Raw genomic sequence first — 15,085 nt, forward strand, 5'->3', positions numbered from 1 at the left:
CATGGAAAACCTCCCATTTCCCGATGTCCAAGAAATGGGAGGCAGTTCACTGTTCCCATTGTGGTGGTTTGGACCGGCTGGACGTGTGTGCATCGGGTGGTATCTAAGTTGGGATACCACTTCTGGTATATCAGCTTGCGTCTGCGTGAGTACAATACTCGAACGTTATACGTCTCAGCGCCCCATGTGCGTGGACGTTTTGCAGTCACGCGGACGAAGGGATTTATCCTATGTGCGGAATCGTCGGCTACACCGGCTCTGATATTGCAAAGAACATCCTGGTCACGGGTCTTAAACGTATGGAGTATCGCGGCTATGACTCCTCGGGCGTCGCACTCGAGGTGGGCGAGGGCGCCGCGGCGCACCTCGACGTCATCCGTCGCGTGGGCAAGGTCGCGGGCCTGGAGAGCGAGCTTTCCAACATCGACAGCGACGCTACCTGCGGCATCGGTCACACCCGCTGGGCTACCCACGGCAAGCCTTCCGTCGTTAACGCCCATCCCCACACCAGCTGCGATGGCCGTATCGCCATCGTCCACAACGGCATCATCGAGAACTTCGCCGAGCTGCGCGAAGAGCTGGAGGGCCGCGGCCATCACTTTAAGAGCGAGACCGATACCGAGGTCTTCGCGCATCTGATCGAAGAGGCCTATGCCGAGACGCACGACCTGATGGCTTCCGTGCGCGAGGCCTGCACCCACGTGGTGGGCGCCTATGGCTTGGCCGCCGTGTGCGCCGACGAGCCCGGCGTGATCGCCGTGGCCCGCAAGGATTCCCCGATCGTAGTCGGCGCGGGCGAAACCGGCTCTTATGTTGCTTCCGATGTCATCGCGCTCATCGACGCAACCCGCGACGTCGTGGTGCTCGAGGACGGCCAGTTTGCCAAGCTCACGCCCGCAGGCGTCGAGTATACCGACGAGGCCGGCAATGTGATTGAGCCTAAGGTTACCCATATCGACTGGGATCTGGACATGGCCGAAAAGGGCGGCTACCCCGACTTTATGCTCAAGGAGATTCACGAGCAGCCGCGCGTCGTGCGCGATACCCTGGTGGGCCGCATGACCCCCGCCGGTGAGCTTGATATCGATGAGCTGGGCCTTTCGCTCGAGGAACTCAACGATATCGACCGCGTCTACGTGATCGCTTGCGGCACCAGCTACCATGCCGGTCTCATTGCCAAGAACCTTATCGAGGGCTGGGCTCGCATCCCTACTGAGGTTGAGGCGGCCAGCGAGTTCCGCTATCGCAATCCCATCATTACGCCGACGACGCTTGTCGTTGCCGTGTCCCAGTCGGGCGAGACGGCCGATACCCTTGCCGCCATTCGTGACGCGCGCATCAAGGGCGCCAAGGTCTTCGGCATCACCAACGTGGTGGGCAGCCCGGTGGCGCGTGAGAGCGACGGCGTTATCTACACCAAGGCCAACAAGGAGATCGCGGTCGCCTCGACCAAGAGCTTTATCGGCCAGGTCGTGAGCCTGACGCTTTTGGCTCTGCTGTTGGCGCAGGTCAAGTACCGCTTGACCACCAAGCAGGCGCGTATGCTGTTCCGCGAGCTTTCCGATACGGCCGAGCAGATCCAGTGGATTTTGGATACCCAGACCGAGTCCGTGCATGAGGCCGCCCTGCTGTGCAAGGACGCGCAGTCGGCGCTGTTCGTGGGCCGTGGCATGGGTGCCGCTATCTCCTACGAGGGCGCGCTCAAGCTCAAAGAGGTCAGCTACCTGCACGCCGAGGCCTACGCCGCCGGCGAGATGAAGCACGGCCCCATTGCCTTGATCGACCCGGGCTTCCCTGTCATCGCCGTGGCCACCAAGAGCGCCACCTATGACAAGACCGTGTCGAACCTCATGGAGTGCAAGGCGCGTGGCGCCAAGGTTATCGTCGTTGCCACCGAGGGCGATGAGGAGATCAACAAGATTGCCGATTGCATCATTCGCGTGCCGGCCGTCCGCGACGTGTTCAGTCCCATCACGGCGAGCGTTCCGCTGCAGCTGCTCGCCCGCGAGGTGGCCATCCTGCGCGGTTGCGACGTCGACCAGCCCCGTAACCTGGCAAAGAGCGTCACGGTAGAGTAGTTGGTTCCGCCGTTCTAACGACCAAGGCCCGGCTCCACATCAAGCGGAGTCGGGCCTTTTGCGTTTGGCCAGATAAAACCTGCCAAAATAAACCTGTCCCTTTTTGGCAGGTTAGCGGAGCTTGCTGGTCTCGAAGTACTCGGGGAACTGGTCCAGAACCTCGGTTTGGTTGCGGAACATCATGTGCAGGTGCTTGCTGACCAAAAAGCTCGCTTCGATGGGGTCGCGACCGGCGATAGCGCGGCGAATCTGCTTGTGCTCGTTCACGATGTCCTGATTGTCGAGAACCTGCGTGGCGGCGCGCAGCCAGCGGAAGCGCTCCAGGTCGGCATTGGTCTCCTCGAGCCACGACCACACGGTGCTGCGGCATGCGATGCTAAAAATCATGTGATGCATGAGGTTGTCGCTCAAAAAGAAACCGATGCGATCCTCTTCGGCCATGGCCTTTTCCTGCAGCACGATGGCGCGGTCGAGCTGCTCGATGCCGGCCGACGTGGCTCGCGCACAGCACTCCACAATCACCTGCTTTTCCAGATGTTCGCGGATGTAACAGGCACTCTCGGCAAGGGTGAGGTTGATGGGTGAGACGTAGGTGCCACTCTGGGGCACGGTGCGCACCAGGCCTTCCTGCGCCAAGCGAACCAAAGCCTCGCGCACGGGCGTGCGACCCATATCCAGGTCGTCGCAAAGTTGCTTGACGCCCAGCTTTTCGCCCGGCTTGTAGTCCAGGTAGACGATTTTGCGTCGAATGGTGTGGTAGGACTGGTCCTGTAGGCTCGTTTCCTGCTCGCCGACGTGCATCGATTCTTCCATAGCGCCTCGCAACTGTTCTATCAAACTCATATGTCAGTTGTTAATTATGCCGCGAATCAGCTTTCCGCGGTGGGTAATTCGGCTGTTGCCCAAGAACTATTGCGGCATCTTAGTCTTTGTTTACGCAAGGCTGCGCTCAATGTTGCCGTATCATAAGCCGTCGCAAACGTGAAATAGAAAGAAGGAATCCCATATGCAACTGGCAAATATCGTACGCGAGCGCTGGAAGGGCGTTTTGTTCTGCCTGATCATCGCCATTCCCGCAACGCTGCTCGGCAAACAGATCGAGGTGGTCGGCGGGCCGGTATTCGCCATCCTCATCGGCATGGTTCTGGCACTTGTCTTTCCCAAGCATCGTCGTGAGCCGCTTGCCGCCGGCGTTACCTATACGTCTAAAAAGATCTTGCAGTATGCGGTCATCCTGCTTGGCTTTGGCATGAACCTCTCCCAGATTCTGTCCAAGGGCGCCCAGTCGCTGCCGATTATCGTGGCGACGATCTCGACCTCGCTTGTCATCGCCTTTGTGCTCTGCCGCGTTATGAACGTGCCGGGTAAGATCTCGACGCTTGTGGGTGTGGGTTCGTCGATTTGCGGCGGTTCTGCCATCGCCGCGACCGCACCCGTCATCGATGCCGACGATCGCGAGATTGCCCAGGCTATTTCGGTCATCTTCCTGTTTAACGTTATCGCGGCGCTCGTGTTTCCGACGCTCGGTGGTATGCTCGGGCTGACCAACGAGGGCTTTGGCCTGTTTGCCGGCACCGCCATCAACGACACCTCGTCCGTAACGGCTGCGGCGAGTGCTTGGGACAGTATGCATCCCGGTGCCAATGTGCTCGAGAGCGCCACGGTGGTCAAGCTCACCAGGACGCTGGCCATTATTCCCATCACGTTGGTCCTCGCATGCTGGCAGATGCATCTGGCGCGTAAGGCCGGCGGCGACGCCAAAAGCACGTTTTCGCTTAAACGCGCGTTTCCCATGTTCGTGCTGTTCTTTGTGCTGGCAAGCGTGGTCACCACGGTGTTTCAGCTTCCCACGTCCATTACGGCGCCCATCAAGGAGCTTTCGAAGTTCTTTATCGTGATGGCCATGGCGGCTATTGGCTTTAATACCGATATCGTCGAGCTGGTCAAAAAGGGCGGCAAGCCCATCGCGCTGGGCTTTTGCTGCTGGATTGGCATTGCGTGCATGAGCTTGGGAATGCAGCACGTGCTGGGAATCTGGTAGAGAAGTAGCTTATTCGCGTGCTGGTTGCTGGTTGCTGGTGAGCGCAAGCCTGCGGTGGAGCGATAGGAGCTCTTGCGGGTATGGCTTGTCCGCAGGTTTATAAGTCCCGAAGAGCTCTTATCGCCCCGCCAGGATGGCGATGCGGGGCAACACCTATACTCGCAGGACGGCGCTTTCTGCCCTATAGTGTTTGGTGAGCAATATCGTTCAATTTTGAAACACTCGGTCGTGCGACCGTCGGCGGTTGCACGTCGCCGCGGACAGGGGCAAATCATGGATAGCGATGCCAAGCTGAACATCTTGACCGAGGCCCTGGCTGCTGCCGGGGCCTCGGCATTGGCAATCGATGCGCGTGGGGACGTCGCGATTTCGACCATGAATGACGCGGCGCTTGAGCGGGATGTGGCGGCTTTTGTCGCTGAGCGCCTCGACCGTATAGGAGACGGCGCGCGTCTGGTTATGGGGCGTGCGGGTACGCGCCTGAGCCTGACCGTTCGCCCCACCGACAAAGAGGGCGGGGGCCTTTGGGTCGTCGTGGTCCGCGAGGTGCGCGGCGCCGCGGTACATGCGGGCATCGAGTGGCTCAACGCCGACGAAGTTGAGGCCCGCTACGAATCGAGCGCGTACGGCATCGTTGAGGGGGCGGCCTCGGTAGCTGTGCCGGTCGCCGAGAGCTACGCGCGCGGCGTTCCCCTTATGCTCGAGGGCGAGCTGGGAGCGGGTCAGGTCGAGATTGCCATGCGCCTCTATCTGGACGGTCCTTTTGTCGATCAGCCCTTTGTTGCCGTTGCGCTCGATGAGCTAACGGATCGCGGCTGGCGCCATCTGCTCAAAAGCGCCGAATCGCCGTTGTTCCAAACGGGGCTGACACTTTGCATTGAGGGCTGGAACACGGTTGGCCCCCAGCGTCTCCGCGAGCTCGTTTCCACGATGGCCGACACCGCGTTGGCGACGCGCTGCCATGTGGTGCTGACGGCGAATGACATGCCGGGCGGCAGCGAAAGTGATCAAGCCGCCTTTGTGACCGAGCGCTTCGCCTGTGCGGTGAGCGTGGCGCCGGCAATCGTCGAGCAGGGAGCCACGTCGCAAAAGATTGCGCGCTATTTGGAATATCTCGCTGGTGCATTTGGGACGGCAGCGCCCACGCTGTCTGCCGCGGCGACGAAGGCGCTCGATGCTTACCGCTGGCCGCGCAATTATCTGCAGCTCCGCGAGGTCTCGGAACGACTGTATATATTGGTGGGGGCGGGCACGGTGGACCGTGCTGTGGCGGAGGAAGTGCTCGCCCAAGAGGACGTGATTAAAACCGCAACCTTTGGCGCCCCGACACTCGAAAGCGACCTGTATATCCTGCGACCGCTGGCCGATACCGAGCGAGATATCGCGCATCTGGTTGTAGATCATCTCCACGGCAACCGAACCCGTGCGGCGGAGGTGCTGGGCATAAGCCGTACAACGCTGTGGCGCTTGCTGAAGGACGATGACCGTTGAGCGAGGCGCCCGTGACCGCGCGCGACGCGTGTGCTACAGTCCAAAGCGTTATTGTTTCGATTTGGTTACGGCGTGCGAGGGCATATGGCTGAGACTTCAAAACCGAGCCGCAGAAGGCGGAGTGCCGCGCCGGTCAACCGACGCACAACATCGGTGACGTGGGGTAAACACGCCTCGGGGTTTGACGGCTCGTTCAAGCGCACTAAATACGGCTATCCTTCGACAGGTGCCCGCTTGGCAATGCAGGCAGAGTCCTCGCTGTGGGGCCGCAAACGCGTGGTGGGCTCAAAGCTCAAGCACGACGGCACGCTCGGCTACATCAGCCGCGGGGCGGCTCGCCGCAGTGGGCTCAATCCTGCTGGTTGGCATCGTTATGTGCCGATCGCGGTCGTCGTTGCAGTGATCGTCATCGCACTCGCTGCGCTTGGCTACGCCGGCGGTGGCGCCAACTTGGACGCGGTGTTTAAATCGCCCGAGCTCGCGCATGCAGGCACAGAAGTTGTCGAGGGCGCTCAGACCCAGACGGGCGTCGCACCCCAGCGCGGCATCGTCGCGGCGGCCTCCACCATCGCCGACGCTCAAAAGGACGAGGGCGAACAGGGCGACGGCGCCGAAACGACCCACACGAACGAAACGACGACAACTCCATCGGCAAGATAAGTTGCGAGTGGGGTGGCTAAAATAGCCCCGTCCCAAATTAGCTACCCCTATGACGCTCCTGGGTTACCTTACGTAGACGACGTTGTCGCGGCGGGGTTTGGGCTCGGGTAGCGTGTCCTCGGCATAGCCCAGAATGCAGTGACCGACACCGCGCAGGCTGCCGTCGGCGGGCAGGCTCCAGCTGGCCAGCAGTTCCAGGCCCTCGGGTGAGTCAAAGACCTCATGCGCGCGGTGAATCCAGCATGAATCGACACCCAGTGCATAGGCGGCGTTGAGCAAGTTGCCCATGGCGAGCGAGCCGTCTTCCAGATGCGTGGGCACGTTGCGGTCGACCAGCACCACCACAACGGTCTTGGCGCCATAGAAGGGGTCGCCGTTGCTGCCCATGACCTGGGCGTTGAGCCGTGAGAGACGCTCGACGGTCGCGGGGTCGGTGACGGCGACAAACGTCACCGGTTGGCGGCCCATGCCGCTCGGTGCATATTGGCCGGCTTCGATAATGCGTGCAAGCTTTTCGGCCTCGACGGGACGATCGCTGTATTTGCGGCAGCTGCGGCGGTGGATGAGTGCTTCGATAGTCTCCATGGTGTCTCCTTGCGGTGGCGTTGCAGATGCCCCGTTCATACCCGTCGGGCTCAAACGATAGACGGTCAATTGCCCGGCCAAAAGGGTAGATTCCAATTGGAAAAGTAGGTTTGCATAAAAGTACCTTCAGAATGTGACAAACAAATGGGATGGTTAAACGTTTTATCCCGTCTACCCTGCGGTTTTTTACCACTTGCCTAAATGACGAACGCATAACCTCTGATAAAGGTTTTACTAAAGGAGTACCAACGTTTATCAATGCGCCGTGGTGGCGCCGGGCCAGGAGGTAACATCATGTTCCAGGCTGGAGATGTCGTCGAGACCGACTTCGAAGGATTTCTGAAGCTGCTGCGTTCCAAGACGCGCGCTTTTGTGACGATTGATGATCACGAGTACTACATCACGCACACCGATGGCTATTGGCGTGTTCAGGATTGCGAGGCCCTCAACGATAAGGGCCACTTTACTGACTGCTCCGAGCTGGTCAACACGGTCTGCGAGGTCGTCGAACTGCCGTGGATCTGTGGCAAGAGCCTGCACGACAGCTTCTCGGGCGCCACGGTCTACGAGGCCGTCGCTGCGTAACAGCCAACAATCGATATTTTCTTGCAACCGCCGGCGCCGCCCCCGCGCCGGCGGTCTTTTTTGTCGACATGTTGTTATGGGTCGCACGTCTTGCACGGCCGCCCTTGACGATAGTCAAAACTCGGACTAACCTGAAACCCTAATTAGTCAAAACTCGGACTATCGAATGGCGGGAGAGATGAATAGTACAGTTAGCCCGGTCGATTTCGACCGGATGCTCAACGGGCTTGTCCGTATCTATTCGGAGTTCGCGCGCACCTGCGGTCTTTCGGATTGCGCCTACTGGATGCTCGTCGACACGAGTGCAGCGGGTGGAAGCGTTGCCGTGAGTCGGCTGACGAGTGAATGGTTCTACAGCAAACAGACCATCAATTCGGCGATCAAGACGCTTAGGGCGCGAGGGCTCGCGACGTTGGAGTTTGCCGAGGGCAGTCGTAAGAACAAGGTTGTGCGACTGACCGAAGAAGGCGTGCAGTTTGCCAAGCACTACGCGTTGCCGGCGCAAAAGGCCGAGCAGCAGGCATTCGAGGCGCTCGAGCCGTGGGAACAGCGCGAGATCATGCGCTTGGTCGGTAAGTTTTCCCATGTTCTTAACGAAGAGTGCGAGGCATTTAAACGGCAAGTTGCCGCCGAGAACGAGGCTGACGATAAGGGCGAGGGGGAGACATGCGACTCTTAATGAGGTTTATGAGGCCGTACCGCGGTCTGATCGCGGTGACGCTGCTGGTGCTGCTAATCGACAACGTCGGTACGCTGCTCGTGCCCACGATGTTGGCGAACATGGTCAACACGGGCATCACGACGGGCGACGTCGATTACATCTTGCGCAACGGTCTGTACATGCTCATCGCGACCGGCATGGCCAGCGGCGGCGCGGTGCTGGGCTGCTATCTTTCGGCCCGTCTGGCGGCCAATGTGGCCTGCGACATCCGCAACGCCGTCTACGATAAGTCGCTCGAGCTGTCCGCCAGCGACTTTGAGCGCTTTGGCACGGGTTCGATGATCACGCGCTCGCTCAACGACATCAACGTGATCCAGCAAGCGATCCTGCAGACGATTCAGCTGGTGCTGCCGGTACCGTTCTTGGCCGTGGCGGGCATCATCTTTGCCTGGTTTATCGATCCTGCCATGGGCACGCTGCTGGGCGTGGTCGTTGCGATCGTGCTGGTGGCGGCGGTCTTTACCGTTGCCAACGCCGCGCCGATCTTTATGCGCCTGCAGAGCTTTATCGACCGCATGAACGTGGTGCTGCGCGAGAACATCGTGGGCGTGCGCGTCATCCGCGCATTTAACAAGGAGCGCCACGAGGAGCAGCGCCTGGACGAGGTGTTTAGCGATTACGCGGCCAACGCCATCAAGGTCAACCACCTGTTTGTGGGTCTCGACAGCTCCAGCTTCTTTTTGATGAACATCGCCGAGGTGGCGGTGCTGTGGGTGGGCGGCAACCGCGTGGGCGTCCATGCCATGCAAATCGGCAGCATTTCGGCCGTGCTGGAGTACGCGATTCTGATCCTGTTCTTTGTGATGATGGCGCAGATGGTGGTGCTGACGCTTCCGCGCGCCGCGGCGTGCCTCAACCGTGCGCAACAGGTGCTCGAGATCGAGCCGAGCATCGTGGACGGTAAGGCTACGCTGGGCGACGGGGCGCCTGAGTCCGCAGGCGGGGCCGACGTGGTGGCCGTGTTCGATCACATGTCGTTCCGTTTTGACGATGCCGACGAGGACACCCTGTGCAACCTGAGTTTTGCCTGCCGCCGCGGACAGACGACCGCGATCGTGGGCTCAACGGGCTCGGGCAAGTCAACGGTGGCCAAGCTCTTGCTTCGCTTCCACGATGCCACGAAGGGCGCCATTCGCCTGAACGGCGTCGACCTGCGCGACCTTTCGCAAGACGACATCCGCGGGCGTATCGCCTATGTGCCGCAGAAGGCATGGCTGTTCTCGGGTACGGTGGCGAGCAACCTGCGCTTTGGTAACGAGGGTGCGACCGAGGCTGACATGCTCCATGCGCTGGAGGTTGCCCAGAGCACCTTTGTGCTCGACCAGCCGCAGGGGCTCGATACGCCGGTGGCCCAGGGCGGCACGAACTTCTCGGGTGGTCAGCGCCAGCGCCTGGCGATTGCCCGCGCACTCATGAAGCATGCCGATCTGTATATCTTCGACGACAGTTTTTCGGCCCTGGACTTTAAGACCGATGCGGCGCTGCGCCATGCGCTGCAGGACGAGACGTGCGATGCCGCGGTGCTCATCATCGCCCAGCGCATCTCGACTATTTTGCATGCCGATCAGATCGTGGTGCTCAAAGACGGCGAGATCGTGGGCCTAGGCACGCACGACGAGCTCATGGAAACCTGCGAGGTGTACCGCGCTATCGCGGAATCGCAGATGAAGGGAGGTGAGTAGTATGACCGAGGAGCTCAAGAAGCAGGGAATTGCCGATGACGCCGCGGTTGCAGAGACAGTCGAGGAGGCGGGCGCCACGCCCGGCCTGGACGAAGCCGCCAGGGCTGCGGCCGAGCGCGAGGCTCGCCGCCAGGCACTCTACGAGGAAAACGAGCGCGCCGAGGACGAGCGCGCCCGCGCTGAGGCAGAGCGCATGCGCGACGTTGACGACGGGGACGAGGACGAGACGCCCCGCGACACCTGGGCGACGGTGCGCCGCCTGTGGAGCGAGGCCGCCGGCGACCATTGGCGCTTCTATATCGTGTTCGCGAGCATTGTGTTCTATGCCATCTTTAACACCGCTGCACCGGCATATAGTGCTCGCGTGATCGATGAGCTGTGGGGGCACATGAAGTTGGCGTTTGCCAACAACACTACCTTCAGCATTACCTGGGAGAACTGCGGCAGGACCATCTTCATCTACTTTATGATTTGGACGGCTGCTGCCTCGTTCTACGCGCTCCAGAGCTTTTTGATGTCGAGCGTGGCCGAACGCCTCAACCTGCGCCTACGCAACCGCATCGCACAAAAGCTCAACCGTCTGCCGCTTGCCTACTTTGACGCGCATCGTCCCGGCGAGGTCGTCAGCCGTGCGACCAACGACTTGGACAAGATGTCCGAGAGCATGCAGCGCGGCTTGCTGCAGCTGCTGGTGTCGATCGGTACCGTGGTGGGCGCCGTGAGCGTGATGTTCGTGTTTAGCGTGCCGCTCACGCTCGTCTTTTTGTTCTTTACGGCGCTTTCGCTGCTGGTGACGAAGGTCGTGTCGCGCCGCACGCACGATGTGACGGGCGAGCGCCAGGAGTGGGTGTCCAAGATTACGAGCGCGGTCGAGGAGGGCTACTCGGGCCGTCTGGTGATTCGTGCGTTTAACCGCGAGCACCAGAGCTCTGTCGAGGTGCACGAGGCTTCGAAGGAGCTGGCGCGCGTGAGCACCAAGGCCGACTTTATGATTAACGCCGTCGGTCCCGCGGTGCGCTTTATCGGCCGCTTGGCGCAGATCGTGATTGCGCTTGTGGGCTGCAGCATGTTGGTTGCCGGGCATATGACCGTCGGCGTGTTCCAGGCGTTCTTCCAGTTTATCTACGAGGCGTCCGAGCCCATGACGCAGCTGTCGTTTACCTTTAACTCGCTGCAGAGCGCGCTGGCGAGTGCGGAGCGCGTGTTCGACCTGCTCGACGAGTCCGAGATGGAAGCCGATCCGCTGCCGGCGGTCGCCGCCAAGCTGCCGGGTCGCATTGAGGGCCGCGTCGCTTTTGAGCACGTGCGCTTTGGCTATGCGCCCGACAAGCCGCTCATGCGCGACGTGTCGTTTACCGCCGAGCCGGGCCAGAAGATTGCCGTGGTGGGAACCACGGGCGCAGGCAAGACGACGCTCATCAACCTGCTCATGCGCTTTTACGAGATCGACGGCGGCCGTATTACGCTTGACGGTGTGGATACGCGCCTCATGGACCGCGGCGAGCTACGGCAGCAGTTTGGCATGGTGCTACAGGACGCCTGGCTGTTCGACGGCACGATTGCCGAGAACATCGCCTACGGCTGCCCCGAGGCAACGCGCGAGGAGATTGCTGCGGCCGCTCGCGCCGCCCAGGTCGACTTCTTTGTGCGCACCATGCCTCAGGGCTACGACACGCGCGTAGCCAACGATGCCGAAAGCATCAGCCAGGGCCAGCGTCAGCTGCTAACCATCGCACGCGTGCTGCTCAACAACCCGGCGATTCTCATCCTGGACGAGGCGACGTCGAGCGTGGATACGCGCACCGAGCTTGCCATCGGCCGCGCCATGGACGCACTTATGCGTGGGCGCACAAGTTTTGTGATCGCGCATCGCCTGTCGACGATCGTGGATGCCGACCTGATTCTGGTCATGGATCACGGCAATATCATCGAGCAGGGCACGCATAAGGAGCTGCTGGCAGTCGAGGGCGCCTACGCCGACCTCTATCTGAGCCAGTTCGCATAATGTGACAAAGGAATAGTCCCTTTGTCACATCAGGAATAAGGCGCGCCGGGGATGGATTCCCTGGCGCGCCTTTGCGTTGGCGTCGATGTTGTCGGCGGCCGTCCGCTTTTAGCGTTCGTCCACGAGTTTGGCGACGAGGGCCTTAAGCTCGGCCACCTCTTGCTCGAGCTCTTTGACCCGGCGTGCGTTCTCGGTGATGCCTTGGCGGTTGAGGGCGCTTTGCTCGGCTGCGTCGTCGGGCATGTACTCGCGATGCTGCTTGGCGTCGAAGGTCTCCTTGAACACGCGGCAGCCGTTGCGTTTGATAATGCGGCCGGGCACGCCCACGACGGTGCAGTTGTCGGGCACGTCTTTGACGACAACCGAGTTGCCGCCGATTTTGACGTTGTTGCCAATGCGAATGTTGCCGAGCACCTTGGCGCCTGTGCCCACGGTGACGTTGTTGCCCAGGGTGGGGTGGCGCTTGCCGGTCTCGTTGCCGGTGCCGCCAAGTGTGACGCCCTGATAGAGCACGCAGTTGTCGCCCACAATGGCGGTTTCGCCGATGACAACGCCCATGGCGTGGTCGATAAAGAAATGCTTGCCGATCTGTGCGGCAGGATGAATCTCGACGCCAGTGATATGGCGGGTGATTTGCGAGAGCACGCGGGCGAGCGAGCGATGTCCATGTTCCCACAGCCAGTGCTCGGGCACGTGGTTCCACTTGGCGTGCAGGCCGGGGTAAGAAAGGAAGATGACTAGGCCGTTTTGCGCGGCGGGGTCCTGTGCCTGGACGGTCTTGATGTCCTCGCGAATGGTATTGATAAAGCTCACCGGCCGCCCTCCCTTAGCGCCGCGACAATGCAATTCAATAAAGTATAGCGATTCGCTAGGGATTAGGAAGAGCAATCTTGCTCGGCTTTGCGCGACAGGTGTCAATTATGCAAACTTGCTGGTAATGAAGTCACGCTTTTGTAAGGTCGTGTGCGTTGCCGCGTCACAACCGTATACTGGTCAACTTGGACGTGTCCGCGCCCACAACTGAGAGGTTTTACTTCATGGGTTTCATCAATTTTATCGCCGAGCTGCTTAAGGATCCGCGCACCGCGATCGCCAGCTGGATCGCTGCCGGCCCGCTTATGGCCTATGGCTGCGTGTTCCTGATCATCTTTATCGAGACGGGCGTGGTGTTCTTCCCGTTCCTTCCCGGCGATTCGCTGCTGTTTGCCTCAGGTTTCTTTGCCCACAACGGCGGCTTTAACATCGTGGCTCTGCTGGCCGTCGCATGGACGGCTGCTATCTTGGGCGATCAGTGCAACTTTATGATCGGTCATTTCTTTGGCCAAAAGATCATCGCCTCGGGCAAGGTGAAGGCCATGACGCCCGAGCGTATCAAAAAGTCCGAGGACTTCCTGGACAAGTGGGGCCACCTGGCCATCTTCCTGGGTCGCTTCTTCCCGTTTATCCGCACCTTTGTGCCTTTCATCGCCGGCATGGGCGGCATGCACTGGCGCAACTTTGTCATCTTTAACGTGCTGGGCGGCATTACCTGGTCGACGGTCTTCACTCTGCTGGGCTACTTCTTTGGCGGCATTCCCTTTGTGCAGGAGCACTTTGAGCTGCTGATTATCGGCATCGTCGCCGTGTCGATCATCCCGACCGTGGTCGGTCTGGTTAAGGCTAAGCTCGGTAAAAAGAACGCCTAGTCCGAGCTTGTTTTCGGATGTTAATTCCAAGGCCCGTCATCGGATTCGATGGCGGGCCTTTTGTGTTGAAGGCAAATGAAAATACTTTACTTAGTTAAAGAAAAGCGTTTTATCCAAGGCGTGCGGGGAGTACAATCACCTGCATGCGAATCGACGCGCCATCGGCTTTGATGCTGCCCGCGTGTCCTGCCCGGCTCTACGCTCCGGGTATGCGACGTTGCGACGCGGCCTGCTTCGGTCCTTGCGTGCGGGTTCGCGAGTATGCAACCGCGTATGTAAGGAGCGACATATGACTGTCGAGAAGAAAGATATCGATTGGGGTAGCCTCGGCTTTGGCTACATGAAGACCGATTACAGCTACGAGGCTCATTGGAAGGATGGCGAGTGGGACGAGGGCGGCCTGACCACCGACCACACCCTGCACGTCTCCGAGTGCGGCGGTATCTTCCACTACTGCCAGGAGGTCTTTGAGGGCCTGAAGGCCTACACCGCCGAGGACGGCAGCATCGTCTGCTTCCGTCCCGACATGAACGCCGAGCGTATGTACAACTCCGCCCAGCGTCTGGAGATGCCCCCGTTCCCCAAGGATAAGTTTGTCGAGGCCGTCAAGCAGGTCGTCTCTGCCAACGCCGCATGGGTTCCGCCCTTCGGTTCCGGCGCAACCCTGTACGTGCGTCCATTTATGATCGGCTCCGGTGACGTGATCGGCGTGGCTCCCGCTCCTGAGTACACGTTCCGTATTCTCGTGACCCCGGTCGGTCCGTACTTTAAGGGCGGCCTCAAGCCTGTCAAGCTGCGCGTTTCCGAGTACGACCGCGCCGCACCGCACGGCACCGGCAACATCAAGGCCGGCCTCAACTACGCCATGTCCCTGAAGCCCACGATGGAGGCTCACCGCGAGGGCTATGCCGAGAACCTGTATCTCGACTCCGAGTCCCGCACCTATGTCGAGGAGACCGGTGGCGCCAACATCCTGTTCGTGAAGGAAGATGGCACGCTTGTTGTCCCGCAGTCGCACACCGACTCCATTCTTCCCTCCATCACCCGCCGTTCGCTCGTTCAGGTTGCTCAGGACCTGGGCATGACCGTCGACCAGCGTCCCGTCGAGTGGGCCGAGGTTAAGGCCGGCACCTTTGTTGAGTGCGGTCTGTGCGGCACCGCTGCCGTTATCTCCCCGGTCGGCGAGATCGACAACAAGGTCTACGGTGCCGACGAGACTGTGACCTTCCCGGCTGGCTACACCGAGATCGGTCCTGTGATGAAGAGGCTCCGCGAGACCCTGACGGGCATCCAGTCTGGTGCTGTCGAGGATAAGCACAACTGGGTTTACACCGTCGCGTAAGCTGTCTTAGCTGTCCGGCCCGAGGGCGGCCTTCCTTTCCGGCGCGTCCTCGGACATGAAAGAACCTCCGCTGCGCACTTCGTGCGGCGGAGGTTCTTTCGTCCTGCGGAGTGCGCCGGAAAGGAAGGCCGCCCTCGGGCCTGCGTTACCTCGGCGCTGCCGTTACGGGCAATATAGATCTGAATTAAAGATGGCGCGGGGGGTTTTTTG

13 protein-coding genes are annotated in these 15,085 nt (G+C 60.4%); 10 read left to right on the top strand and 3 right to left on the bottom strand.

The window, feature by feature from the left end; genetic code table 11:
• The first annotated feature begins 230 nt into the window (after positions 1 to 230).
• On the top strand, positions 231 to 2,078 hold the full coding sequence (gene glmS / locus DWV43_RS02620) for a glutamine--fructose-6-phosphate transaminase (isomerizing) (RefSeq protein WP_117817016.1): 1,848 nt from the start codon (positions 231 to 233) through the stop codon (positions 2,076 to 2,078).
• Positions 2,079 to 2,189: 111 nt separating this feature from the next.
• On the opposite strand, the gene DWV43_RS02625 is transcribed toward glmS, so the two are convergent.
• Complete coding sequence (locus tag DWV43_RS02625) at positions 2,190 to 2,891, bottom strand: GntR family transcriptional regulator (RefSeq protein WP_050766156.1); 702 nt, start codon at positions 2,889 to 2,891, stop codon at positions 2,190 to 2,192.
• Positions 2,892 to 3,084: 193 nt separating this feature from the next.
• Between DWV43_RS02625 and DWV43_RS02630 the strand changes: the two genes are divergently transcribed.
• From DWV43_RS02630 to DWV43_RS02640, 3 genes are all read left to right on the top strand, one after another.
• Positions 3,085 to 4,119, top strand: coding sequence for a YeiH family protein (locus DWV43_RS02630; RefSeq protein WP_117817017.1), 1,035 nt, complete (start codon positions 3,085 to 3,087; stop codon positions 4,117 to 4,119).
• A 273-nt stretch (positions 4,120 to 4,392) separates the two neighbouring features.
• On the top strand, positions 4,393 to 5,610 hold the full coding sequence (locus tag DWV43_RS02635) for a helix-turn-helix domain-containing protein (protein ID WP_117817018.1): 1,218 nt from the start codon (positions 4,393 to 4,395) through the stop codon (positions 5,608 to 5,610).
• Positions 5,611 to 5,694: 84 nt separating this feature from the next.
• Positions 5,695 to 6,270 (top strand): hypothetical protein, encoded by a 576-nt coding sequence (locus DWV43_RS02640; RefSeq protein ID WP_147334520.1) that lies wholly within the window; start codon positions 5,695 to 5,697, stop codon positions 6,268 to 6,270.
• Between the two features lie 63 nt (positions 6,271 to 6,333).
• Here the strand turns inward: DWV43_RS02640 and DWV43_RS02645 are convergent, their stop codons facing one another.
• Positions 6,334 to 6,855, bottom strand: a complete 522-nt coding sequence (locus DWV43_RS02645; RefSeq protein WP_117817020.1) for a nitroreductase family protein — start codon at positions 6,853 to 6,855, stop codon at positions 6,334 to 6,336.
• Between the two features lie 294 nt (positions 6,856 to 7,149).
• Between DWV43_RS02645 and DWV43_RS02650 the strand changes: the two genes are divergently transcribed.
• The 4 genes from DWV43_RS02650 (at position 7,150) to DWV43_RS02665 (ending at position 11,848) form a co-directional block, all read left to right on the top strand.
• A complete protein-coding gene (locus tag DWV43_RS02650) occupies positions 7,150 to 7,440 on the top strand; it encodes a CDP-alcohol phosphatidyltransferase (protein WP_197032830.1) in 291 nt (96 codons plus the stop codon).
• Positions 7,441 to 7,618: 178 nt separating this feature from the next.
• Positions 7,619 to 8,119: a MarR family winged helix-turn-helix transcriptional regulator gene (locus DWV43_RS02655; protein ID WP_147334521.1), complete on the top strand. Its 501-nt coding sequence runs from the start codon at positions 7,619 to 7,621 to the stop codon at positions 8,117 to 8,119.
• Positions 8,119 to 9,843 carry an ABC transporter ATP-binding protein gene (locus tag DWV43_RS02660; RefSeq protein ID WP_117817022.1) on the top strand — a complete coding sequence of 575 codons (1,725 nt, stop codon included), beginning with the start codon at positions 8,119 to 8,121 and terminating at the stop codon, positions 9,841 to 9,843. Before DWV43_RS02655 ends, DWV43_RS02660 begins: the two co-directional genes overlap by 1 nt.
• 1 nt (position 9,844) lies before the next feature.
• Complete coding sequence (locus tag DWV43_RS02665) at positions 9,845 to 11,848, top strand: ABC transporter ATP-binding protein (RefSeq protein ID WP_117817023.1); 2,004 nt, start codon at positions 9,845 to 9,847, stop codon at positions 11,846 to 11,848.
• 108 nt (positions 11,849 to 11,956) lie between these two features.
• Here DWV43_RS02665 and cysE read toward each other — a convergent pair whose 3' ends face one another.
• Entirely contained in the window at positions 11,957 to 12,661 is a 705-nt protein-coding gene (gene cysE, locus DWV43_RS02670; RefSeq protein WP_117817024.1) for a serine O-acetyltransferase, read from the bottom strand.
• A gap of 224 nt (positions 12,662 to 12,885) precedes the next feature.
• On the opposite strand from cysE, the gene DWV43_RS02675 reads away from it, so the two are divergent.
• Both DWV43_RS02675 and DWV43_RS02680 read left to right on the top strand, forming a co-directional pair.
• Positions 12,886 to 13,533, top strand: coding sequence for a DedA family protein (locus tag DWV43_RS02675; protein WP_117582947.1), 648 nt, complete (start codon positions 12,886 to 12,888; stop codon positions 13,531 to 13,533).
• A 289-nt stretch (positions 13,534 to 13,822) separates the two neighbouring features.
• Complete coding sequence (locus DWV43_RS02680) at positions 13,823 to 14,875, top strand: branched-chain amino acid aminotransferase (protein ID WP_117758006.1); 1,053 nt, start codon at positions 13,823 to 13,825, stop codon at positions 14,873 to 14,875.
• Positions 14,876 to 15,085 lie beyond the last annotated feature (210 nt).

Origin of the sequence: Collinsella sp. AF05-9 (assembly GCF_003465595.1) — a bacterium.
GTDB lineage: Bacteria > Actinomycetota > Coriobacteriia > Coriobacteriales > Coriobacteriaceae > Collinsella.

Bases quoted from the DNA above. Each gene is read 5' to 3' on its own strand.
- glmS (WP_117817016.1), top strand. From the start codon at position 231: ATGTGCGGAATCGTCGGCTACACCGGCTCTGATATTGCAAAGAACATC.
- DWV43_RS02625 (WP_050766156.1), bottom strand. From the start codon at position 2,891: ATGGAAGAATCGATGCACGTCGGCGAGCAGGAAACGAGCCTACAGGAC.
- DWV43_RS02630 (WP_117817017.1), top strand. From the start codon at position 3,085: ATGCAACTGGCAAATATCGTACGCGAGCGCTGGAAGGGCGTTTTGTTC.
- DWV43_RS02635 (WP_117817018.1), top strand. From the start codon at position 4,393: ATGGATAGCGATGCCAAGCTGAACATCTTGACCGAGGCCCTGGCTGCT.
- DWV43_RS02640 (WP_147334520.1), top strand. From the start codon at position 5,695: ATGGCTGAGACTTCAAAACCGAGCCGCAGAAGGCGGAGTGCCGCGCCG.
- DWV43_RS02645 (WP_117817020.1), bottom strand. From the start codon at position 6,855: ATGGAGACTATCGAAGCACTCATCCACCGCCGCAGCTGCCGCAAATAC.
- DWV43_RS02650 (WP_197032830.1), top strand. From the start codon at position 7,150: ATGTTCCAGGCTGGAGATGTCGTCGAGACCGACTTCGAAGGATTTCTG.
- DWV43_RS02655 (WP_147334521.1), top strand. From the start codon at position 7,619: ATGAATAGTACAGTTAGCCCGGTCGATTTCGACCGGATGCTCAACGGG.
- DWV43_RS02660 (WP_117817022.1), top strand. From the start codon at position 8,119: ATGAGGTTTATGAGGCCGTACCGCGGTCTGATCGCGGTGACGCTGCTG.
- DWV43_RS02665 (WP_117817023.1), top strand. From the start codon at position 9,845: ATGACCGAGGAGCTCAAGAAGCAGGGAATTGCCGATGACGCCGCGGTT.
- DWV43_RS02675 (WP_117582947.1), top strand. From the start codon at position 12,886: ATGGGTTTCATCAATTTTATCGCCGAGCTGCTTAAGGATCCGCGCACC.
- DWV43_RS02680 (WP_117758006.1), top strand. From the start codon at position 13,823: ATGACTGTCGAGAAGAAAGATATCGATTGGGGTAGCCTCGGCTTTGGC.